Origin of the sequence: Williamsia sp., assembly GCF_016462415.1 — a bacterium.
Classification (GTDB): Bacteria; Actinomycetota; Actinomycetes; order Mycobacteriales; family Mycobacteriaceae; genus Williamsia_A.
In genome coordinates this window covers 16,281-35,695 of record NZ_JAEMTF010000044.1, presented here as the reverse complement: position 1 = coordinate 35,695, position 19,415 = coordinate 16,281, and the positions used below count along the sequence as shown (strand labels likewise).

22 protein-coding genes are annotated in these 19,415 nt (G+C 68.3%); 13 read left to right on the top strand and 9 right to left on the bottom strand.

Translation table 11 applies throughout. From position 1 onward, the window contains the following. Positions 1-33: 33 nt before the first annotated feature. The 4 genes from JHC79_RS12575 to JHC79_RS12560 all read left to right on the top strand — a co-directional run bounded on the left by JHC79_RS12575 (position 34) and on the right by JHC79_RS12560 (position 2,847). A complete protein-coding gene (locus JHC79_RS12575) occupies positions 34-498 on the top strand; it encodes a hypothetical protein (RefSeq protein WP_296391232.1) in 465 nt (154 codons plus the stop codon). Next, on the top strand, positions 495-806 hold the full coding sequence (locus JHC79_RS12570; protein WP_296391230.1) for a transcriptional regulator: 312 nt from the start codon (positions 495-497) through the stop codon (positions 804-806). Before JHC79_RS12575 ends, JHC79_RS12570 begins: the two co-directional genes overlap by 4 nt. Positions 807-883: 77 nt before the next feature. Next, on the top strand, positions 884-2,029 hold the full coding sequence (locus JHC79_RS12565) for an acyl-CoA dehydrogenase family protein (RefSeq protein ID WP_296391228.1): 1,146 nt from the start codon (positions 884-886) through the stop codon (positions 2,027-2,029). Between the two features lie 56 nt (positions 2,030-2,085). Continuing rightward, a complete protein-coding gene (locus JHC79_RS12560) occupies positions 2,086-2,847 on the top strand; it encodes an SDR family oxidoreductase (RefSeq protein WP_296391226.1) in 762 nt (253 codons plus the stop codon). A gap of 15 nt (positions 2,848-2,862) precedes the next feature. Here the strand turns inward: JHC79_RS12560 and JHC79_RS12555 are convergent, their stop codons facing one another. The 3 genes from JHC79_RS12555 to JHC79_RS12545 are packed head-to-tail and all read right to left on the bottom strand — an operon-like array spanning position 2,863 to position 4,159. After that, on the bottom strand, positions 2,863-3,297 hold the full coding sequence (locus tag JHC79_RS12555; RefSeq protein WP_296391223.1) for a VOC family protein: 435 nt from the start codon (positions 3,295-3,297) through the stop codon (positions 2,863-2,865). After that, a complete protein-coding gene (locus tag JHC79_RS12550; protein ID WP_296391221.1) occupies positions 3,297-3,773 on the bottom strand; it encodes an SRPBCC family protein in 477 nt (158 codons plus the stop codon). The genes JHC79_RS12555 and JHC79_RS12550 overlap by 1 nt, the downstream gene beginning before the upstream one ends. Continuing rightward, positions 3,770-4,159: a metalloregulator ArsR/SmtB family transcription factor gene (locus JHC79_RS12545; protein WP_296391218.1), complete on the bottom strand. Its 390-nt coding sequence runs from the start codon at positions 4,157-4,159 to the stop codon at positions 3,770-3,772. Before JHC79_RS12545 ends, JHC79_RS12550 begins: the two co-directional genes overlap by 4 nt. Before the next feature lie 183 nt (positions 4,160-4,342). Between JHC79_RS12545 and JHC79_RS12540 the strand changes: the two genes are divergently transcribed. Genes JHC79_RS12540 through JHC79_RS12525 form a run of 4 tightly spaced genes read left to right on the top strand, consistent with a single transcriptional unit; the run spans position 4,343 to position 7,261 of the window. Continuing rightward, positions 4,343-5,125 (top strand): thioredoxin domain-containing protein, encoded by a 783-nt coding sequence (locus JHC79_RS12540; RefSeq protein WP_296391217.1) that lies wholly within the window; start codon positions 4,343-4,345, stop codon positions 5,123-5,125. Continuing rightward, positions 5,125-5,760 carry a vitamin K epoxide reductase family protein gene (locus tag JHC79_RS12535; RefSeq protein WP_296391215.1) on the top strand — a complete coding sequence of 212 codons (636 nt, stop codon included), beginning with the start codon at positions 5,125-5,127 and terminating at the stop codon, positions 5,758-5,760. Before JHC79_RS12540 ends, JHC79_RS12535 begins: the two co-directional genes overlap by 1 nt. Before the next feature lie 49 nt (positions 5,761-5,809). After that, positions 5,810-6,934 (top strand): DUF1524 domain-containing protein, encoded by a 1,125-nt coding sequence (locus JHC79_RS12530; RefSeq protein WP_296391213.1) that lies wholly within the window; start codon positions 5,810-5,812, stop codon positions 6,932-6,934. A 27-nt stretch (positions 6,935-6,961) separates the two neighbouring features. Then, complete coding sequence (locus tag JHC79_RS12525; protein WP_296391211.1) at positions 6,962-7,261, top strand: hypothetical protein; 300 nt, start codon at positions 6,962-6,964, stop codon at positions 7,259-7,261. Positions 7,262-7,285: 24 nt separating this feature from the next. Here JHC79_RS12525 and JHC79_RS12520 read toward each other — a convergent pair whose 3' ends face one another. Beyond that, positions 7,286-8,692, bottom strand: coding sequence for a wax ester/triacylglycerol synthase domain-containing protein (locus JHC79_RS12520; RefSeq protein WP_296391208.1), 1,407 nt, complete (start codon positions 8,690-8,692; stop codon positions 7,286-7,288). 121 nt (positions 8,693-8,813) lie between these two features. On the opposite strand from JHC79_RS12520, the gene JHC79_RS12515 reads away from it, so the two are divergent. Continuing rightward, entirely contained in the window at positions 8,814-11,750 is a 2,937-nt protein-coding gene (locus tag JHC79_RS12515; RefSeq protein ID WP_296391206.1) for a DEAD/DEAH box helicase, read from the top strand. Further along, positions 11,750-12,544: a hypothetical protein gene (locus JHC79_RS12510; protein WP_296391204.1), complete on the top strand. Its 795-nt coding sequence runs from the start codon at positions 11,750-11,752 to the stop codon at positions 12,542-12,544. The genes JHC79_RS12515 and JHC79_RS12510 overlap by 1 nt, the downstream gene beginning before the upstream one ends. Here the strand turns inward: JHC79_RS12510 and JHC79_RS12505 are convergent. Beyond that, positions 12,518-13,768: an FAD-dependent oxidoreductase gene (locus JHC79_RS12505; RefSeq protein WP_296391202.1), complete on the bottom strand. Its 1,251-nt coding sequence runs from the start codon at positions 13,766-13,768 to the stop codon at positions 12,518-12,520. The two genes, JHC79_RS12510 and JHC79_RS12505, sit on opposite strands and share 27 nt — an antisense overlap. A gap of 239 nt (positions 13,769-14,007) precedes the next feature. On the opposite strand from JHC79_RS12505, the gene JHC79_RS12500 reads away from it, so the two are divergent. Together JHC79_RS12500 and JHC79_RS12495 are read left to right on the top strand one after the other, a co-directional pair. Continuing rightward, on the top strand, positions 14,008-14,451 hold the full coding sequence (locus JHC79_RS12500) for an Hsp20/alpha crystallin family protein (protein WP_296391200.1): 444 nt from the start codon (positions 14,008-14,010) through the stop codon (positions 14,449-14,451). Positions 14,452-14,580: 129 nt separating this feature from the next. Further along, positions 14,581-14,724 carry a hypothetical protein gene (locus tag JHC79_RS12495; RefSeq protein ID WP_296391197.1) on the top strand — a complete coding sequence of 48 codons (144 nt, stop codon included), beginning with the start codon at positions 14,581-14,583 and terminating at the stop codon, positions 14,722-14,724. Positions 14,725-14,745: 21 nt separating this feature from the next. Here JHC79_RS12495 and JHC79_RS12490 read toward each other — a convergent pair whose 3' ends face one another. From JHC79_RS12490 to JHC79_RS12475, 4 genes are all read right to left on the bottom strand, one after another. After that, on the bottom strand, positions 14,746-16,557 hold the full coding sequence (locus tag JHC79_RS12490) for an NAD-binding protein (protein WP_296391195.1): 1,812 nt from the start codon (positions 16,555-16,557) through the stop codon (positions 14,746-14,748). A 73-nt stretch (positions 16,558-16,630) separates the two neighbouring features. Then, on the bottom strand, positions 16,631-17,143 hold the full coding sequence (locus JHC79_RS12485; protein WP_296391193.1) for a hypothetical protein: 513 nt from the start codon (positions 17,141-17,143) through the stop codon (positions 16,631-16,633). 77 nt (positions 17,144-17,220) lie between these two features. Beyond that, a complete protein-coding gene (locus JHC79_RS12480) occupies positions 17,221-17,703 on the bottom strand; it encodes an SRPBCC family protein (RefSeq protein ID WP_296391192.1) in 483 nt (160 codons plus the stop codon). Positions 17,704-17,735: 32 nt separating this feature from the next. Continuing rightward, positions 17,736-18,821 (bottom strand): isocitrate/isopropylmalate family dehydrogenase, encoded by a 1,086-nt coding sequence (locus JHC79_RS12475; RefSeq protein ID WP_296391191.1) that lies wholly within the window; start codon positions 18,819-18,821, stop codon positions 17,736-17,738. Positions 18,822-18,862: 41 nt separating this feature from the next. Here JHC79_RS12475 and JHC79_RS12470 point away from each other — a divergent pair, with 41 nt between their 5' ends. Further along, positions 18,863-19,411 (top strand): DUF305 domain-containing protein, encoded by a 549-nt coding sequence (locus JHC79_RS12470; protein WP_296391190.1) that lies wholly within the window; start codon positions 18,863-18,865, stop codon positions 19,409-19,411. Positions 19,412-19,415 lie beyond the last annotated feature (4 nt).

The following is a 19,415-nucleotide window of genomic DNA, read 5'->3' as shown; positions in this document are numbered from 1 at the left end:
GCTACTTTCCAACCAGGAAAGTGAGATGACGTGATGGCAGATCTGACTCCCGAACAGGCCCGCGAGGCTCTCGACGTGGTGGGGCGAGCCCGCGCGGACGTGGCGCACGAGGTGGGACTTCCGCGGTGGTACTGGTGGGCGATGGCCACGGGCTGGGTGGCGCTGGGCGTCATCGGCGCCGTCGGTCCCGCCTGGTTGACGACTGTGGCGACCGTCGTCTTCGGCGCCGGCCACTCAGCGGTGGCGTCGCGACTTCTCGACGGTCGACGAGGGACCCGTGGGCTGCAGGTCTCTCGCTCGGTGGCCGATCGGCGTGTGCCGCTCGCGGTGATCCTGATGCTGCTCGTCCTGGTGGCTGTCACCGTGGGCGCGGCACTCGCCCTGGACGCCGACGGTACCGAGCATCCGCAACTGTGGGCGGCCGTGATCGTCGCGGCCGTCATCGGTTTCGGCGGCCCGGAGATACTGCAGACCGTGCGGCGGTGGATGCACGCGTGAGCGAGGGCCGGTTCGACGAGCTCATCCACCCGAGTACCCGCCTGTCGCTGGTGGCGACGCTGGCCGCGAGCGACTGGGCGGAGTTCGCGTTCTTGAAAGACCGACTTGCGCTGTCGGATTCGGCGCTGTCGAAACAGCTGTCGACCCTCGAGGCCGCGGGCTATCTGGTGACCGAACGCCTGAGCGCCGGGCGTCGACGTACCGTCCGCGCGCGGCTGACCGACACCGGCCGCGACGCCTTCGCAGGCCACGTCGCCGCTCTGCAGGCGATCGTCGCCGGCACGGGTACCGACACGCGACCGTTTTGACCCGGTCCACGGTTGTCGCGCAGCATTGACACGACTGTGGGAGCACCGCCGGTCACCACACTGAGGTGGGAGAAACCATGCGCAGGACCTTGTACGGACCCGACCACGCCGCGTTCGGCGAATCGGTCAGCGAGTTCATCGACCGATACATCACCCCGCGACACGAGGCGATCATCGAACAGCGCTTCATCGACCGGGAGATCTGGAAGCGTGCCGGCGAGTCCGGCTTCCTCGGACTCGAGGTGCCCGAGACCTACGGCGGTTCCGAGGCCGGCGACTACCGGTTCAACGCCATGTTCACCGAGCTGCTGTCCGGGGTCAGCGCGGCGCTGCCGTCGGCCTTCGGCATCCACGTCGACATCGTCGCCCCGTATCTGATCAAGCTGACCACCGAGGAGCAGCGCGAACGGTGGCTACCCGGGTTCTGCACCGGCGACATCGTCACGGCGATCGCGATGACCGAGCCCGCCGCCGGATCCGACCTCGCCGGCATCAAGACCACCGCGAAGCAGGAGGGCACCGACTGGGTCATCAACGGGTCGAAGACCTTCATCACCAACGGGTTCAACGCCGACCTCGTGGTCGCCGCGGTGAAGACCTCGCCGGAGAAGAAGTCCAAGGGCATCACCATGTTCGCGATCGAGAAGGGCATGCCCGGTTTCGAGCGCGGCCGCAAGCTCGACAAGGTGGGCCAGCCCGAGTCCGACACCGCCGAGCTGTTCTTCACCGACGTCCGCGTCCCCGCCGAGAACGTGATCGGTGAGGTCGACCGCGGGTTCGTCCACATGATGACGTTCCTCCCGCAGGAGCGGCTCAACGCCGCGGTGTCGAACCTGGCCCACGCGAAGGCACTGTTCGGCGAGACACTGACCTACGTCTCCGAGCGCAAGGCGTTCGGGAAGTCCGTCGGGTCGTTCCAGTTCAACAAGTTCACCATCGCCGAGCTGGCGACGCAGATCGACGTGACCCAGGCGTTCATCGACGCCTGCGTCACCGCGCACACCGAGGGTGAGCTCAGTGCTGCCGACGCGGCGAAGGCCAAGTGGTGGACCGCGGAGATCCAGAACAAGATCCTCGACACCTGCCTGCAGCTGCACGGCGGCTACGGCTACATGAACGAGTACCGCATCGCGCAGGCGTGGAAAGACGCGCGGGTCACCCGCATCTGGGCCGGGTCCAACGAGATCATGAAGGAGATCATCGGCCGCGACCTCGGCTTGTGAGCCTCCCCGTACTCTGACCAGACGAACGCACGCCGCACCATCTGAGGAGACCCCCGATGCCCGTTCTCGACATGTTCCGTCTCGACGGCAAGGTTGTCATCGTGACCGGCGCATCCTCCGGGCTGGGTGTCGCCTTCGCACAGGCCTCGGCCGAGGCCGGTGCGTCGGTGGTGCTGGCGGCACGGCGGGTCGAGAAGCTCGGCGACACGGCGCAATTGGTCGAGGCGGCCGGCGGGCGGGCACTCACCGTCGCCACCGACGTCGCCGACCCGGAGCAGGCCCAGGCCATGGTCGACGCGGCGATGGGCGAGTTCGGTCGGGTGGACGTGCTCATCAACAACGCCGGTGTCGGCACCGCGGTCCCGGCGACGCGCGAGACCCCAGAGCAGTTCCGGTCGGTCATCGACGTCAACCTGAACGGCTCCTACTGGGCCGCGCAGGCGGTCGCCCGGGTGATGGAGCCGGGCAGCTCGATCATCAACATCTCCAGCGTCTTGGGCCTGACCACCGCCGGGCTGCCGCAGGCCGCCTATGCGGCCAGCAAGGCGGGGATCATCGGACTCACCCGCGACCTCGCGCAGCAGTGGGGCAGCCGAAAGGGCATCCGCGTCAACGCGATCGCACCGGGGTTCTTCGAATCCGAGATGACCGACCAGTACGACCATGGCTACCTCGACGCCCAGGCCGCACGTCGGCTCCTCGGCCGGATGGGTGATCCCGCGGAGCTGGCGGCGACCGCGGTGTGGCTCGCATCGGCTGCGGGCGGGTACGTCACCGGGCAGACCATCGCGGTCGACGGCGGCGTCACCGTCACGTAGCGAGCACCTCGTCGATCAATCCGGCGCCCCGAAGCGCGACCGGTGGTCGTGCGGGATCAACGGCGTGTCGGCACGGACCTTGAGTTCTTGCACGGCCCAGGTGTTGCCGTCCGGATCGGCGAAACCGAAGAACGTGCTCCCGTCCTGATCGCCGAACGAGGTGATCTCGCCGGCGTGCACTCCCCGTGCGATGAGTTCCGCACGTGCGGCGAGGGCGTCGGCGACACACAACTGCAGGCCACGCACCGACCCGGGTCCCATCTCCTGGTGCGCGGGCAAGTCACCGATGACGATCGAGCAGCCCGATCCGCGCGGGGTCAGCTGGGCCACGTGCATGTGCTCGTTGACGGTGTCGTGGTCGAGATCGAATCCGACCTTGTCGCGATAGAACTCGATCGACCGTGCGATGTCGGCGACCGGCAGGACGACGACCTCCAGTGTCCAGTCCATCACTTGCTCCCGACGAGTTCGTCGAGCTTTCGATAGCCCTCGGACACACCGTGTTCCATGCCACTGGTCACCATGGCGTCACGGGTCTCCTGCGACGGGTAGGTCGCGTGGGTCGACAGTCGGGTCCGGCCGCCGTCGAGCGCGGTGAACGTCAGCGACTCGATCGACACCTGATCGGGCGCACCGTCCCACTCGAAGGTCTGGATGGCGAACTCGTCGGGTCGCACGACGTGGAAGACGCCGTTGAACGCGAAGACGCCGCCCTCGGGTGAGCGGTGTACATACCGATACCGGCCGCCGGAGACGAACGAGTACTCCTCGATGTCCATCTCGTAGCCGTCCGGCCCGAGCCACCGTCGGATCAGGTCGGGTTCGCTGAAGGCCCGGAACACAGCGCTCACCGGGGCGTCGAACTCGCGGACGATGTCGATGAACGGGACACCGTCGGGGGCGTCGATGTGCAGCGGATTGGTCATTTCTCTTCCTCTCGTGACGGGGATTGCGCCGGCGGGGCGGGCGCCTCGCCGGACTGATCGCCTGACAGTTGCGTCAGAACGGAATCGAGTGCACGGAACTGCTGTTCGTGGACGAGGCGGTGGCGGTCGATCCACGCGGTCAGTTCCTCGAGTCGTTCGGGGGCGAGGTGGACCGGCCGGCGCTGGGCCTCGCGGGTGCGGGTGACGAGCCCGGCCTGCTCGAGCACGCCGACGTGTCGTGACACGGCCTGGAGCGAGATGTCGAACGGCGCGGCCAGATCATTCACCCCCGCCGGTCCTCGGCTCAGCCGGGCGATGATCGCCCGGCGCACGGGATCGGCGAGCGCCAGGAAGGCCCGGTCCAGCCGATCGTCACGATCCGACATCGTCGCTCCGCCCATTCAATGTTCTCGTTTATCAACTGGTGTGTTGAACACACTGGCAGATCGGGTTCCCGGCGTCAAGCGCGATTCTCGGCCTTCACCTTCTTCTCATTCGTGCCGCGTATCATCGGCGGCCGAATGCCCGTGGCCCGTCCGGCCGACAACCGAGAAGAGTTCAGGAACCCCATGGCTGCCAATGACCACAAGCGTCGCCCGAGGGTGACCGACCCCCGCGCCGACGAACGCCGCCGCAGCCTGCTGATCAAGATCGGCGCGACCGTCGTCGTGGTGGTGATCGCCGTGGCCATCGGGGTGTGGCTGATCGTGACCAAGAAGGACGACTCGTCCTCGGCCGCATCGTCGGCGGGGCCGGTCGCCTCGGGAACCTCGGGTACGTCGTCGACGCCGTCGGTCGTCTCCGACACCGGCGCCTACCGGGTCAACAAGGTCGCACAGCCCAAGGCGACGCTGACGATCCTCGAGGACTTCCAGTGCCCCGCGTGCAAGCAGTTCGAGTCGATCTTCGGTGAGGCGATCAAGCAGATCCGGGGCAACGCCGCGGTGGCGGTGGATTACGAGCCCATCGCGATCCTCGACCGGATGTCGTCGACGAAGTACTCCACGCGTGCGGCGAATGCATCGGCCTGCGTGGCCGAGGCCACCGCGGGTGGCGGCGACTGGTCGACCTGGCTCGGCTACCACGACGAGCTGTACGCGCAGCAGCCCGAGGAACAGTCGTCGGGGCTCACCGACGAGCAGCTGACGAGCATCGCCACCGACGCCGGCGCACCCGCATCGGTCTCGAAATGCGTCGACGGCGGCCAGTACTCGGGATGGGTCACCGCGCAGACCCAGAAGGCGGTGCAGAACGGTTTGCAGGGCACGCCGCAGGTGGAGCTCAACGGCAAGGCCGTCGAGCTGAGCACCCCGCAGGCCCTGATCGCCGCGGTCGACGCCGCGGTCGCGTGATGACGCTGACCGACGCCGACCACGAGCCCGACCCCGTCGTCGACGACGACGCGGTCGACCCACCCGACTGGGCGCCGGGACGGGTGACCGGGCTGATCATCCTGATCGCCGGGGCGATCGGACTGGTTGCCGCGGCGACCCTCACGATCGAGAAGTTCAAACTCCTCGAGGACCCGTCCTACCGACCGAGCTGCAGCATCAACCCGGTGCTCTCGTGCGGCTCGGTGATGCAAACCGCGCAGGCGCAGTTCTTCGGGTTCCCCAACCCGCTCATCGGTATCGCGGCGTTCGCGATCGTCGTGGTGACGGGCGTTCTCGTTCTGGCCCGGGTCGCGCTGCCGGTCTGGTACTGGGCCGGGCTCACTCTCGGCACGACCGCGGGCATGGTGTTCGTGTTCTACCTGATCACCGAAAGCATCTACCGCATCAACGCGTTGTGCCCGTACTGCATGGTGGTCTGGACCATCACCCCGATCCTGTTCGTCGTCGCCGCGCAGACTGCCGCACGTCTGGGCAGCATCCCGGCGCTGTGGCGCATCGTCGGGTGGTTGTGGCCCGTCCTGGTCGTCTACTACGTCGTCGTCATACTGCTGATCGCAGAACACTTCTGGTACTACTGGTCGACCCTGATCTGATCGGACGTATGTGCGCGTCGTCGGCGCCCGACGATGATTCAATGAGCAGATGACCGGCAGCTCCAGTTCGTCCGCGCCGGACAACTGGAACAGGCCACCCGGCTACAAGTCGCCCCCGCGTCGGCGACGGCGGTGGCCCTGGATCGCGCTCGGCGCCGTGGTGGCGGTCACCGTGGTCGGCCTGATCGCGCCCGAGGGCACCAAGCAGAGCAACGACGAGGCAGCAGCCGTCATCGGCAGTGCAACGGCCACGACCACTCAACCGGCCACCACGGCGCCCACCTCGACGTCGGAGACACCCGCCCCGGCTCCATCGACACCGGCGCAGGTCGGGTCGGGGTCGGCCGCGCAGAGCTCCCTGACGCTGCTGAACACGCTCGCGGTCAAGGGGCGCGCACCGCGAACCGGCTACAGCCGAGCACAATTCGGCCAGGCCTGGACCGACGACGTCAACGTCGACGGCGGCCACAACGGGTGCGACACCCGCAACGACATCCTCCGGAGGGATCTGACGAGCATCGTCGCGCGATCCGGGACACGCGGGTGCGTCGTGACGTCAGGCGTCCTCGCCGACCCCTACACCGGAACCCGGATCGACTTCGTCCGCGGCGAGAAGACATCGCAAGCGGTCCAGATCGACCACGTCGTGGCCCTCGACGACGCCTGGCAGAAGGGCGCCCAGCAACTGTCGGCCGACACCCGACGCGATCTCGCCAACGACCCCCGCAATCTCCAGGCGACCGACGGTCCGACCAACTCCCGCAAGGGGTCCGGTGACGCCGCCACGTGGCTGCCGCCGAACCGGTCGTTCCGGTGCACGTACGTGGCGAGGCAGGTCGCGGTGAAGGCGGCGTATCGGCTGTGGGTCACCCAGGCCGAAAAAGACGCGATCGCACGCGTGCTCGGGTCGTGTGGCGCGGTTATCGCGACTCCGGTCGCCCCGTCGCGGCCCACGCGGACCCAGACGCAGACGCCGGCCCCACGGCCCACCCCTCGCTACACCCCGCCGCCCCCAGCTCCGGTCGCGCCCGCGGTACCCGACGCCGGCGATGTCTACTACAAGAATTGCGCGGCCGCCCGAGCCGCCGGCGCCGCACCGATCAGTGCCGGTCAGCCCGGTTACCGGCCGGCCCTGGACGGCGATGGAGACGGGACCGCCTGCGACAAGGGCTGACCATGAGGCGGTGGTTATCCTGTGACGATGCAGGAGTTCGTGGGGAAGAGGGTCGCGGCGAACTATTGGCGGGGCCGTGAGTCCGTCGGCGGAAAGCTCGGCTTCGACAAGACCGGCATGACGTTCGATTCACACGCCCTGAACTTCCAGACCGGCAGCCAGCGAATCGATTATCGGGACATCGTCGCACTCGAGCCTCATCGGACTCTCGGAATCGTGAACAACGGACTGACCGTGCGCACCGCGGACGGTGCCGAACACCGGTTCGTCATCAACCGACGTCGTCAGGTGATCGATTTCCTCAACGCCCAGAAGGTCATCCGCTAGCAAGGGTGGTGGCTGCCGACGGGCTCAGGCGTCACCGTCGGCCGCCAGCATGTGCACGTGTTCGGCGAAGGACTCCGCGATCGCATCGAGGTAGGCCGTCGCATCCGGCATCGTGGCCGAATCCGTTGTGACCGAGATGAACAGCTCGTCGTCGCGGGAATAGACGCCGTGCGCCAGAGTCGGTGAGTCGAGGGGTTGGATGCCGAAGCCGCCCACCACAGGCATGCCGAACATCGAGTCGATCGAGTACGGGCTGTAGACATTCGCCACCACGGTGTCGGCCCGCGACCGCGACGGGGCGAAACGTTCCACGAGCCGCGCCACGATCCCGATCACTCGCAGCAGAACAGCGGGCATGGCGTCCAGTGCCCCCGCGCCCCGCCCCAGGGCCGATGCCATCGCCGCCGCCTTGGCCTCCCGCGACGATGCCGCGATCGCGGCGATCCTGCGCTCGACCCGGGGCTCGTCGGTGTGCATGTCGACCATCGTCGGAGAGAACTGGTTGGCGGCACTGTCACCATCGAGCGAACGCGTCGACACCGGCACCAGAGCGACCAACGACCGCGTTCGACCGCCCGGACGACTGCGCGTCGCGACGTGGGCGGCGAGGGCACCCCCGATGACCGACAACAACACATCGTTGACCTTGGCACCGTGGATGCGGTTCTTGATCGCCTTCACGTCGGTCAGCGACAGGATCGTGTAGTCGGTGCGGCGCACGCCTCGAACCGGGTCACCGAAGACGCTCGGTTGATCGGCATCGGGACGCGGTGGGGCGGGCCGTGCGTTCCGTCGGGCATCGCCGATGGCCGGGGGCAGGTCGCGAGCGAGGCGACCCCAGATGGCCGGCTGCCGCCTCAGCGCCCGTGCCGTGAGACGTGACCGCGAGATGGATTCGTGTCCGATCGCATTCGCGGCGGCGTCGTACGGCCACGGGAACGGTGCATCATCGAGATAGGTGTTGGTGAGATGCGCGAAGGTGACCCCGTCGAACGCTGCGTGATGGAACATCATCGCGACCACGGTCGACGGTCCGCTACGCCCGGGCATTCCCTCTACGTCGACGAGAACATCGATCCGCCACAGCGGTCGGCGGGGATCGAGAGGTCGAGCGGCGATGTCGCTCAGTCGATCACGAGCCCGGGGCCAGTCCGCGACGTCGCGATGGAAGGCGATGTGGTCGCGCGCGTCGAACTCCCGATCCACCCGCCAGTACGGCAGGTCGATGTCGAACGGGAGGCGCACGAGGATGCCCGCGAACACATCCGCCTGAGCCGCCGCCGTCGTCATGCGCTCCGCGACGAGTTCGGCGCTCATCGTCGCGGGCGCACCGTCGGGTTCGGCCAGCACCCAGCAGGAGACGATCGTCGCGGTACGGTGCGCGTCTCCCAGATAGAGGTACGCGGCGTCGCGAGACGCGAGTTGCTTCATCACTGGCCCCCTACTGCCCGACCCGCCATCAGCACATCACACCGTGCGTCGACCCACACCCGATTCGGCTCGCGCGGCAGCGGCGCTCTTCGGGGCGGGCCTGTCGGCGCCCCGTGTCAGGATGGAACGCGTGACATCTGCCGATACGACGCATGCTCTGTGGCGTCCCGGTATCGGCCTGTCGCTGTGGTTCACCGACGCCGACGGGTCACCCACGGCGACGCCGGAACCCGCGTCGCTCCCGGCGCCGGTGGCGGCGGTGGTGTCCGGACGGACGCTGCGCCGCACGATCAGCGTGACCGGACCCGAGCCGAACACCGTGCGGCAGGTGGGATCGCTGACGTTGGGGCCGGCCGCGGCCACAGCCCTACTCGACGACCCGGGACTCCCCCGCACCGGCGAACTGGGCTATTACACCTACCTCGCGGCGTCGGTCCGACGCTTCGTCTCGGCCGGGGCGGTGACACCGACCCTCGCGTGGACCACGGGCAGCTGGGTGACGCGATGGACTCCATTGCCGAGCACCCACTGGCGGTCCTGGTTGTCCGACGCCATCTCCGCGGCACCACCGGTCGTCACCCAGAACGGTGGTGGTGAGGCGGTCCTCGACTTCTGTCGCGAGGTCACCGACCACGAATGTCGACGCCGCTGTGACGGGTTGTCGGCCGGTGTGTTCCGGTCGTCGCTCGTGCGCTCGCTGCTGCCCGGTGCCGACGACGAGGTCCCGATGTCGTCCGATCGCGCGTCGTCGGCGTCGACTGCATGGCAGGAGTGGGCCGACGGGGTCCGGGAGAACGAGAGTTCGCTCGTCTTTCGCCTGCACGAGCCGGAACACACCGACGACGGGGACGGCGATTGGGAGGATCCGCACTCCGTCCCGGACGATCGCTGGCGGCTGCAGGTCTGTCGTCGCAGCGTCGACGGTCTGGACGTCCCGATCGATCTGCACCGACTCGACCCGCATGAGCTGGACGAGGTGACCACCGAGGTCGCCGCCGCGGTGCGGGCCTTCGCGGGGTTGTCGCGCGCCGGACACGATCGAGCCACCCTCGACTTCCTGCTGAACACCGATCTCGTCACCGAACTCCTCGACTCCGGGGCCGCGGACCTCGCCGCCGCCGGGATCGTCGTCCTGCTGCCCCGAACGCTCGCCGAGGTGACGCCCACACTGTCCCTGCGAGGACGGACCGGCGTCGGTGCGACGGTCGAGAGGTCGGTGATGGTCGGCCTGTCCGAGATCCGGGACTTCCAGTGGCAGTTGGCGATCGGTGACGATACTCTCGATGACGGTGACCTCGCCGCGCTGGCAGCGCAGAAGGGCAGCCTGGTCCGGGTGCGTGGCGTGTGGATCCGCGCGGAGGGGTCGGCGCTGAGTCGGGCCGCGGAGTTCATCACCACGCAGAGGGCACTGGCGGCATCCGGCGACCCCGCCGACATGGGCGAACTGTTCAACCTGGTCACCACCGGATCCGATCGGCTCGGGGTTCCCGTCACCTCGGTCTCGGGGTTGTCGTGGCTCGACGAGGTCGCCGCGGGCGGCACCCTGACCCCTGAACCGTTGACCGCGCCGACGTCGTTGGCCGCCGATCTGCGGCCCTACCAGCACCGCGGGATGGAATGGCTGGCTCACCTGGCCTCACTCGGGATCGGGGCGGTGCTCGCCGACGACATGGGTCTGGGCAAGACGGTTCAGGTGATCGCCCTGCTCTGCAGCGAGCGCGAGACCGCGTCGGCCTCCGAGCCGACCGACCACGGACCGACGCTGATCGTCTGCCCGATGTCGGTGGTGGGCAACTGGGAGCGCGAGATCGCCCGGTTCGCACCGCATCTGCAGGTGCTGGTCCACCACGGCCCGGGCCGATCGCGGCGAGGACCGTTCACGCCTGCCGCCCGCGCCGCGGACGTCACCATCACCACCTTCGCCATCGCCACCCGCGACAGCGAGGCCCTGCAGAGCGTGCGGTGGCGGCACGTGGTCGTCGACGAGGCCCAGCACATCAAGAACGTGAACACGGCGCAGTCGCGTGCGGTGCGCGGTATCGCGGCGCGACAACGCATCGCCCTCACCGGGACACCGGTGGAGAACCGGCTCGAGGATCTGCGCGCCGTCGTCGACCTCGTCAATCCGGGTTTGCTCGGCTCACCGTCGGTGTTCAAGGCACGCTTCGCCGAATCCATCGAGCGCGAACGCGATCCCGAGGCCGCTCGCCGACTGAACGCGATCACCTTGCCGTTCATCCTGCGCCGCGTCAAGACGGATCCGACCATCATCGCCGATCTGCCCGAGAAGACCGAGCTGACCGTGCGCGCCAACCTCACCGTCGAGCAGGCGGCGTTGTACCGCGCGGTGACCGACGACCTGATGCAGGCTCTGGGGCGCGCAGAGTCCGACGGCACCCACGAAGGTCACCGCGTACGAACGGTTCTCGCCGCGTTGACTCGACTCAAGCAGGTCTGCAATCACCCGGCACATTTCCTCGGTGACGGGTCGGCGCTGGTGCGTCGCAACACGCACCGCTCCGGGAAGCTCGAACTGCTCGCCGACATCCTGGAGAACATCATCGCCGACGGCGAGCGAGCCCTCATCTTCACGCAGTTCACCGCATTCGGCGAGATGCTGGCGCCGTGGCTGTCGAAGATCAGCGGCGAGGACATCTCCTTCCTGCACGGTGGGCTGTCCCGCACCGCACGTGACCGGATGGTGTCGGGGTTCCAGGACGAGGCCGGGCCACCGGTGTTGATGGCCTCGCTCAAGGCAGGTGGCACCGGGCTCAACCTCACCGCCGCCAATCACGTTGTGCACCTGGACCGCTGGTGGAATCCGGCGGTCGAGGCCCAGGCGACCGACCGTGCATACCGGATCGGTCAGACCCGGCGGGTCGAGGTCCGGACGTTCGTCTGCGTCGGGACGATCGAGGAGCGCATCGATGCCATGATCACCGACAAGCGGGCGTTGTCGGACCTGACCGTCACCGCGGGCGAGAACTGGCTGGCCGACATCGAGAACGACGAACTGTACGACCTCATGCGACTGCGCGACGAGGCGGTGGGCGACTGATGGCACGCAAGAAGGACGCGCCCACGAGGGGTTACGGCCTCACGGCGTGGTCGCGGGCGGTGCTGGCGGTCGTGGACCGACCGGAGGACACCCGGCGGGTCGGTAAGGCCCGCACCTACTTCCGCGAACGGAAGATCCTCGACGTACGGCTGCGACCGGGTGTGGTGAGCGCACTGGTGCAGGGCAGTCAGGTCGAACCGTTCGAGACGTCGCTGACGATGCGGACCGTCGAGGCCGACACCGTCGTCGCCCTGCTACGGGAGAAGGGCGCCACCGATGATCTCCTGGCCGTGGCCCGCGGTGAGCAACCACGCATTCTGGGTTCGGTGGTGCTTCCCACCGAGCCGGCCGATGTCCGGGGGGACTGCAACTGCCCCGATGACGAGCCCCGGTGCATCCACGTGCTGGCGCTGGCCTACGAGATGGCCGCACAGATCGACAAGGCGCCATCGGTGGCGTTGACGATGATGGGCGCCGAGGTGGCGACGCTGCTGGCTCATCTACGCGACGACACCCCCGACGACACCACCCGCCCCACACGGGCTCGAGCGCCGGAACCGGTGGACTTCTTCGGCGCACGCCTCACGCTGCCGTCGCTGCCCAGTCCTCCGTCGGTGGACGTCTTCGCCGATCTCGACGTGGCGGGGCTGAACCGCGCGCTGCGGATGTCGGGCGTCGGTCCGCTCGACGTCGGTGAGGTCACCGACGAACTGGCCGAGCTCTACGCACAGCTCACCCGTACCCCTCCACCCCAGTTGGGCGGAGGGTCAGGCGAGCAGGCGCACCACTTCTGAAGCGGCCCGGCCACCGGACACCATCGCCCCCTGGATCGACGGGGTGTCGCGGTGATCGCCGGCCACGACGATCCGATCCCCCACCCGGAGCGGGCGCTGCAAGGGCGTCCCCGGAACCTGTTCGGGCAGTGCGTCATAGACGTCGTGCCGGATCACCAGATCCCAGTCCGTGGTCGATGCACCCCAGATCCGGGACACCTCCGCCCGAACCTGCGACTCCGGCGCGGGACCGCTGTCGTCGAGCAGCGTCGTGGCCTGGACCAGCACCCGACCGGGCGGCGCGTACTCCGGCACGAAGGCACTGAGCTGGGCGGTGTTCACGACGGGCCCGCCCGATCCCGAGACTCGCAGGAAGCGGTCCGACGGCAGTCCGTCGGCGGCGAACCACCACGTCGACAGTCCGCGCATGCGAGCGGTGGCCTGGCCGGTCAACGCACCCGCGACCGGCGCCTCGGTGGCCACGACCACGGCCCGCGCGCGCAGCGCCTCACCGCCGGCGGTCCGCACCGAAGGCGCGACGCCGTCGATCACCTCCTCGACCGCGGTCTCGTAGCTGATGTCGTCGCGTAACGGCGCAGCCAGCTGTCGGGGCAAGGCCTGCATACCGGTGGCCGGCACACCCGGCGTGGCCCGGAGAAAGCTCCGGAGGACCAGTCGCACATAGCGATCCGATGTCGACCCGACGCCGTCGGCGAGTACACCCGAGAGGAACGGCGCCAGCACCGCGTCCCGGATGGGACCCTGCACGCCGAGCCGGTCCCAGTCGTCGCCGAGTCCGGCGTCCGGGGCGGTTCCGAGTCGCCGGACCGAACCGACCGCGGGCAACGCCCAGCGCACCGCGCCGGCCACCGCACGCGGACGCAACAAGCCGATGTCGACGGCCGACCGGATCGTGGTCGGCAGCAGCCGAGGGTGACGGGTCGGGTCGGCGAGGGTGGCCACCCGACCCGCAGAGTCGACGGTGCGAACGCCGCGACCACTGGTCCTCAGATCGAGCGCCGCGATGTCGACGTGCCGCCGCACGGCCGGATAGGACGGGTTGAGGAGTTGGAAGCCCCGGTCGCAGCGAAACCCGTCGATGATGTCGGTGCGGATCCGCCCGCCCGGCGACGCCTCACGCTCGAGTATCCGGACACTCAGTCCCGCCGCCCGGACCGCGGTCGCGGCACGCAACCCGGCCAGCCCGGCTCCCACCACGATCACGTCGACATCTGCGTCAGTCACACCCCATCGGTACCACAGCGACCGCCCGGCTGTTCCCGCCCGGACGCCGAGGAACACCTCGATCCTCGACGAGAACCGAGTGCTGCACGTGGACACCGTCTTCCGTCACCGACAGCCCCGAAAAAAGTTTGCTCGGGCCTCTGGCACTCTCGCATCGAGAGTGCTAAAAATGTCATCGCACAGTGATTGATCGCCCGTCGAGGTGGCGGGCGGAGGACATGATCAGGAGGTGGGTTGCTGTGCTTCGATTCGATCCCTTCGGTGATGTCGACACGTTGGCCCGGGGGCTACTGGGTGCCCAGCAGACGGGGTCGGCGCGAACTCCACGGTTCATGCCGATGGACCTCTACAAACTCGACGACCACTACATGCTGACCGCCGACCTCCCGGGGGTGGACCCCGGATCGGTCGATCTCAACGTCGACAACGGCGTGCTGACGGTCTCCGCCCAGCGCACCGCGCATTCGGATGAGGGTGTGCAGTGGTTGACCAGTGAGCGGTTCTACGGCACGTATCGCCGACAGCTGACCCTCGGTGACGGTATCGACGCCGCCGGGATCAGTGCGCGGTACGACAACGGCGTGCTCAGTGTGACGATCCCGGTCGCGGAGAAGGCCAAGCCGCGGCGCATCGCGATCGAACACTCCGAGTCGCAACAGTCGATCGAGGCGACGACCGTCTGAGTTGTAGCTCTGTCCACTGAGAACAGGACCGGTCGGGCTCCTCCGACCGGTCCTGTCTGTCTCGCCTGCCCGTCGCGACGATTCGACCGCGTAGCGCACGACCGTGGTCGCCGATCTCGAGGAGGAACGATGGATCCCCTGGACAATCCGCTGCGCGTCTGTGACGACGCCGACCGTCTCGAACAGCTCACCGAGCTGGGTGTCGATCCCGCCGGTCTCGAGGAATATCCCCACACCGACCACGCCACAACGGATTTCGATAGCCACATCTGAGACGGGCTCGGGGGGCGATGGCTACGGCTGCACCCGGGTCGCGGCGCGTTGGTGTTCGAGGACCGCGAGCAGTTCCTCGTACGGTCCCACCAGGTAGGCGTCGTCGCCGGCAGCGAACTCGGTGCCGCGGCGGGGCGGGTACTCGACCTCGCCGGTCGCGGCGCGGCGCAGCGCGATGACCCGGGTGTTCGCCGACAGTTCCTGCATCTGCACGCCGACCAACCCGCCGTCCACGTCTATTCCGAGACGACCCACCATGAACGACTGCGACTGCACCGAGAAGGTGCCCAGCACGACGAGACCGAGGGCGGCACCGATGAACCACGGTGCAGCGAGTTCTGCGGTGGAGCGGACGTAACGGAAGCCGAATCGCTCGGCGACGGCATCGCCCATCGATCGGTCGAAGATGCGTAGGACCACCGGCACGCCCACCCGCTCGGCGGTGTCGAACCACCGCTCCCCCAGGATGGCGCGCACCGCGATTCCGGTCTCGACGTTGACCATGTCGTCGCTGGTGAGCACCGCGACCGCGGACGCACGATGGACGCGGGCGTCACTCAGGGTCTCCGCCACGGTCGCGTCACCGACCACGACGGGAATGCCGAGGGTGGCCGCAGCGGACATGAATCGATTGGACTGAGACTGTTCGACGATGACGACGTCGCGGCCACGCGCCTGTAGTTCGCGCGCGACCCGGATCCCGAAGGCGCCGAGCCCGATCACCACGACGTGTCCGTCCATGAACCGCGCCCTGCGTCGACCTGCGGCCTCGGCGATGCGTCGCGAGATGAGCAACTCGGCCAGGAACGCCATGATCATCGCCGTCGTGGTCAGACCGGCGAACATGAGGATGATCGACCAGATCCGAAGCAGAGGCGGCTGATCGGCGAAGTTGAAGTCGCCGTATCCGACCGTGGCGACGGTCTCGGTACTGAAGTAGATGGCGTCGAGAACACTCATGCCCGGCTTCTGGTAGCCCAGTCGCAACACCGTCGTCGAGAGCACCAGCAGCGTGAACAGGACGCCGAGCATGCGGAAGAAGTTCGGGTTGGCGTCCCGGACGAATCCCCGCATCCCTGCCCGGGCCCGCAGCAGCACCCCGGGCGTGCTCGTGGGGATCACCTGGTTCTCGTCGTCGGCGACAGCGATGCCCCGCGAGTCGAATTGTGCTGTTATCCCGAGCATCGTGGCGACATCACCGGGCCGCACCCGGTGGTCACGGCCGGGGCAGGTGACGACCCGCGCGCCGTCGGGGCCCGCGGATCCGGCGGCGACAGCCAACGGGGCGAGGTCGCCGAACGCCTCACGGAGAGTGCCGTCGGAGCTCACCGGGATCGCCGCTGCGACGAAGTCGATACCGGCGACGTCGACGTGATGGGTGCTGATCCCCAGGCATGCCTCCACCACCGACGGGGCGGCGAGATCGGCGACGTCGAGGACCACGCCCGGTCCACCCCCGTCGTTCATGGCGCCACCCACGGTCGAGTTGCCCAGCTGCGTGACCACGCGGACGCCGGGCCGCAATCTCGTTGCGATGAGAGCGGATTCGAGGTTCCACAGTTCGTTCTCCTCGACACACACCACCGCGGCCGCGGTCTCGATGCCGGCCTCGGCCAAGGCGTCGCCGATGCTCACGAACGCGGTGTGGACCGGTACCCGCCACCGCGCGACGGCCGCGTCCAGCGCCGGGTCGACCTGACGCACCACCAGCGACACCGACTCACCGGACGCAAGGAACTGGTCGATGATCCGTGTCGCCAGCCCGACGAAGCCGCAGACGATGACATGCCCGGATCGGCGCATTCCGCCCGCACCGGTCGAATCCTCGAGCATCGCGCACCTCCACCCGCCACTGTTGTGCAGTGACTTTACGGCGGAACGCGCAGTTCAGCGGGGTGAACGGTCCTCAGGCGATGACGTCGAGCGAGGTGGTGAACGCCAGCAGCGCGGGGTCGTGCTTCCAGAAGAACCGGGCCGCGCGGCGGGAGAGGGCCAGTGAGTCACAGCGCCACGGGGCGATGTCGCTGCGGCACGCGCGGCCGGTGAGCACCAGGGTGTGCAGTGAGGGCGTACGAGCAGAGGTGTCACCGACGAGGTGATGCGACCGGGTGACGGCCAGCGCACCGAACGCGAAGCCGGTCAGGTCGGAGTCCATGAGGGCGTCGCGCATCTCGTCGGTCACCGCGTACAGGTTGCGACTGACGACGATGCCGCTGGTCACCGGGTACTCGATGGCGACGTGACCGGACGTGGCCCGCGGCGGGTTGTGGGTCCGATCCCAGGTCGCGGTGAGCAGCCGGATCGGGGCAGGCGGGCGCAGTCGGAAGAACGACGGGCCGACGGCGCGATCCGCCGGGTCGGCGGTCTCGGTTTCAAGAGCGGTCGGAAGCGGTTCGGCGGCAAGGGCGGTGGAGGTCATGATTCATGGTCACCCGCCACTGCGCTCCTCCGGAATACGCAGAACGTAAAGATCCGCGCGACACCGTCAAGAAGTCGTCATGAGACCGCACGCAGGATGTGCGTTTCCAGCTCGGCGAGTGCACGACGCGCATATCCGTTCCACGCCAGCCCGATGAGCACAACGACCGGCCGGGTGATCGTGTGGCGGGGATGCAGCGTCCATCGCCACGTCACGACCGTGATGTGATCGCCGTCGGCCTCGAAGCCCCACCGACCGTCGATGTGGTCGACCAGCGGCGCCATCACCCCCGTGATCCCGGAAAGCCGGTAGGAGAACGAATTCGGTGCGTCGACGCCGGTCAGCTCCTCACGCATCGACCCGCCACCGGTGAGCAGAACCGTCCGGGTCTGGCCCGCGGACGACCATTCTCCGACCTGGTCGCGGACTTCTCTGATCGGCGGGATCGGACCGAACCATCGGTTGAACAGGACCGGGAGGTCGATCGGCAGCGTGACACGATAGGCGAGCTCGCGGCCCGCGGGGATGCGGCGTGACCGTGCCACCTCGACCGATTCCATGGCAGAGACGATAGAGCGCTCACGCCGACATCTCAGCGAAGACGGCGGATGACCTCGGCCGCCGCGTCCGCCGTGCTCGCGGTGCCGCCGAGGTCGGGGGTCACCATCACACCGCCCTGCACCGCCGCACGGACGGCGGCCCGGATGCGCGTCGACTCCTCCGGCGCTCCGAGTTCCCCGAGCATCTGCGCGATGGTGAGGATGGTCGCGAACGGGTTGGCCACCCCGCGCCCGGCGATGTCGGGGGCGCTGCCGTGGACGGGCTCGAACATGCTCCCCTGCCCGCCCACGTTCGCGCTGCTCGCGAGGCCGAGTCCGCCCATCACCCCGGCGCCGAGGTCGGAGAGGATGTCGCCGAACATGTTCTCCGCCACGATCACCCCGAACGATCCCGGTGACCGCACCATCGCCATCGCGACCGCGTCGACGTTGGCCGTGTGCGCCTCGATCCCAGGGTGTTCGGCGGCGATCGCGTCGAATCGTTCGCGGGCCAACTCCCCGCTCGCCCGCAGGACGTTCGGCTTGTCGGCGAGCGTCACCCGGGTGAAGCCACCCGCCGCGGCCCGGTCGAAGGCGCACCGGAAGATGCGGTCGAGACCGGAGCGGGTCTGCAGACGAAGCGCCACGGCCGTGTCGGCGCGCCCGGATTCGGCGGCACCGGGGTGGTCTCGCACGAGGTTCCACAGATCGTCGTCGAGCCCGCGCTGGTCGTAACCCGCGTAGAGCCCCTCGGTGTTCTCGCGGATGACGACGAAGTCGAAGGCGTCGCCGTGGAGATCGGTGATCGGCCGGATGTTCGCGAAGAGCCCGAGACGGCGCCGCAGCGCGATCACCGGGGAGGAGTACCGCCGCCCTGTGCCCTGCAACTCCGACGGCAGTTCGGCCTCGGCCTCCAGCGGGGGTTTGCTGGTGATGGCACCCATCAGCGTCGCGTCACACCGCTCGATCAGTTCCCAGGTGGCCGGCGGGACCGGTTCGCCCTCGCGGCGCCAACAGCCCCAGCCGATCTCACCGAACTCGACGTTCCATCCCAGCCCGACCGCCTCGAGGACCGGTAGCGCCGCATCGACCACCTCGGGTCCGATCCCATCGCCGGGCAGCACCGCGATCGTCGTCATGGCGCAATCGTGTCATCCGCGAGAAGGCGCACTATGGAGTGATGCACCGAATCCCCGCACGAGTTCTCACGGCGGTTGTCGCCGTCGTGGCTGTAACCGGCATGCTCGCCGCCTGCGGAGCTGATGACACTGCACCGAAGCACAACGATGCTGACATCGCCTTCGTGGCAATGATGGCCGCGCACCATCAGCGCGCGATCGAGGTCGGCCAGTTGGCCGCTGACAAGGGAAGCGATCAGCGGGTTCGCGACTTCGGCACGCTCATCGTGTCGCAGCAAACCCCCGAACTGACGAGCCTGCGTGGATGGTCGAAGGACTTCCCGGTTCCCCCGAACATCGACATGAGGATGCCCGACGGCATGATCGACGATGCCGCGCTGGCCCGACTCCGGAGCGAAACAGGTGTCACATTCGACCGTGACGTACTGCTCTCATCCGCGTCGAGTGAGACCGGAGCGGCGGCGATGGCGCAACGCGAACTGGCGTCCGGGATCTACGAGCCGGCACGCACGCTGGCGACATCCATCGCGACCGCTCCCACGACCCAGATCCCGGAGCTACGCAAGCTGGCCGCGCAGCTGCCCGGCTGAGGTC

What these genes read in the sequence shown, in the direction of transcription:
- JHC79_RS12575 (WP_296391232.1), top strand. Translation starts at nt 34, where the DNA reads ATGGCAGATCTGACTCCCGAACAGGCCCGCGAGGCTCTCGACGTGGTG.
- JHC79_RS12565 (WP_296391228.1), top strand. Translation starts at nt 884, where the DNA reads ATGCGCAGGACCTTGTACGGACCCGACCACGCCGCGTTCGGCGAATCG.
- JHC79_RS12560 (WP_296391226.1), top strand. Translation starts at nt 2,086, where the DNA reads ATGCCCGTTCTCGACATGTTCCGTCTCGACGGCAAGGTTGTCATCGTG.
- JHC79_RS12555 (WP_296391223.1), bottom strand. Translation starts at nt 3,297, where the DNA reads ATGGACTGGACACTGGAGGTCGTCGTCCTGCCGGTCGCCGACATCGCA.
- JHC79_RS12550 (WP_296391221.1), bottom strand. Translation starts at nt 3,773, where the DNA reads ATGACCAATCCGCTGCACATCGACGCCCCCGACGGTGTCCCGTTCATC.
- JHC79_RS12545 (WP_296391218.1), bottom strand. Translation starts at nt 4,159, where the DNA reads ATGTCGGATCGTGACGATCGGCTGGACCGGGCCTTCCTGGCGCTCGCC.
- JHC79_RS12540 (WP_296391217.1), top strand. Translation starts at nt 4,343, where the DNA reads ATGGCTGCCAATGACCACAAGCGTCGCCCGAGGGTGACCGACCCCCGC.
- JHC79_RS12535 (WP_296391215.1), top strand. Translation starts at nt 5,125, where the DNA reads ATGACGCTGACCGACGCCGACCACGAGCCCGACCCCGTCGTCGACGAC.
- JHC79_RS12530 (WP_296391213.1), top strand. Translation starts at nt 5,810, where the DNA reads ATGACCGGCAGCTCCAGTTCGTCCGCGCCGGACAACTGGAACAGGCCA.
- JHC79_RS12525 (WP_296391211.1), top strand. Translation starts at nt 6,962, where the DNA reads ATGCAGGAGTTCGTGGGGAAGAGGGTCGCGGCGAACTATTGGCGGGGC.
- JHC79_RS12520 (WP_296391208.1), bottom strand. Translation starts at nt 8,692, where the DNA reads ATGAAGCAACTCGCGTCTCGCGACGCCGCGTACCTCTATCTGGGAGAC.
- JHC79_RS12515 (WP_296391206.1), top strand. Translation starts at nt 8,814, where the DNA reads ATGGAACGCGTGACATCTGCCGATACGACGCATGCTCTGTGGCGTCCC.
- JHC79_RS12510 (WP_296391204.1), top strand. Translation starts at nt 11,750, where the DNA reads ATGGCACGCAAGAAGGACGCGCCCACGAGGGGTTACGGCCTCACGGCG.
- JHC79_RS12495 (WP_296391197.1), top strand. Translation starts at nt 14,581, where the DNA reads ATGGATCCCCTGGACAATCCGCTGCGCGTCTGTGACGACGCCGACCGT.
- JHC79_RS12490 (WP_296391195.1), bottom strand. Translation starts at nt 16,557, where the DNA reads ATGCTCGAGGATTCGACCGGTGCGGGCGGAATGCGCCGATCCGGGCAT.
- JHC79_RS12485 (WP_296391193.1), bottom strand. Translation starts at nt 17,143, where the DNA reads ATGACCTCCACCGCCCTTGCCGCCGAACCGCTTCCGACCGCTCTTGAA.
- JHC79_RS12480 (WP_296391192.1), bottom strand. Translation starts at nt 17,703, where the DNA reads ATGGAATCGGTCGAGGTGGCACGGTCACGCCGCATCCCCGCGGGCCGC.
- JHC79_RS12475 (WP_296391191.1), bottom strand. Translation starts at nt 18,821, where the DNA reads ATGACGACGATCGCGGTGCTGCCCGGCGATGGGATCGGACCCGAGGTG.
- JHC79_RS12470 (WP_296391190.1), top strand. Translation starts at nt 18,863, where the DNA reads ATGCACCGAATCCCCGCACGAGTTCTCACGGCGGTTGTCGCCGTCGTG.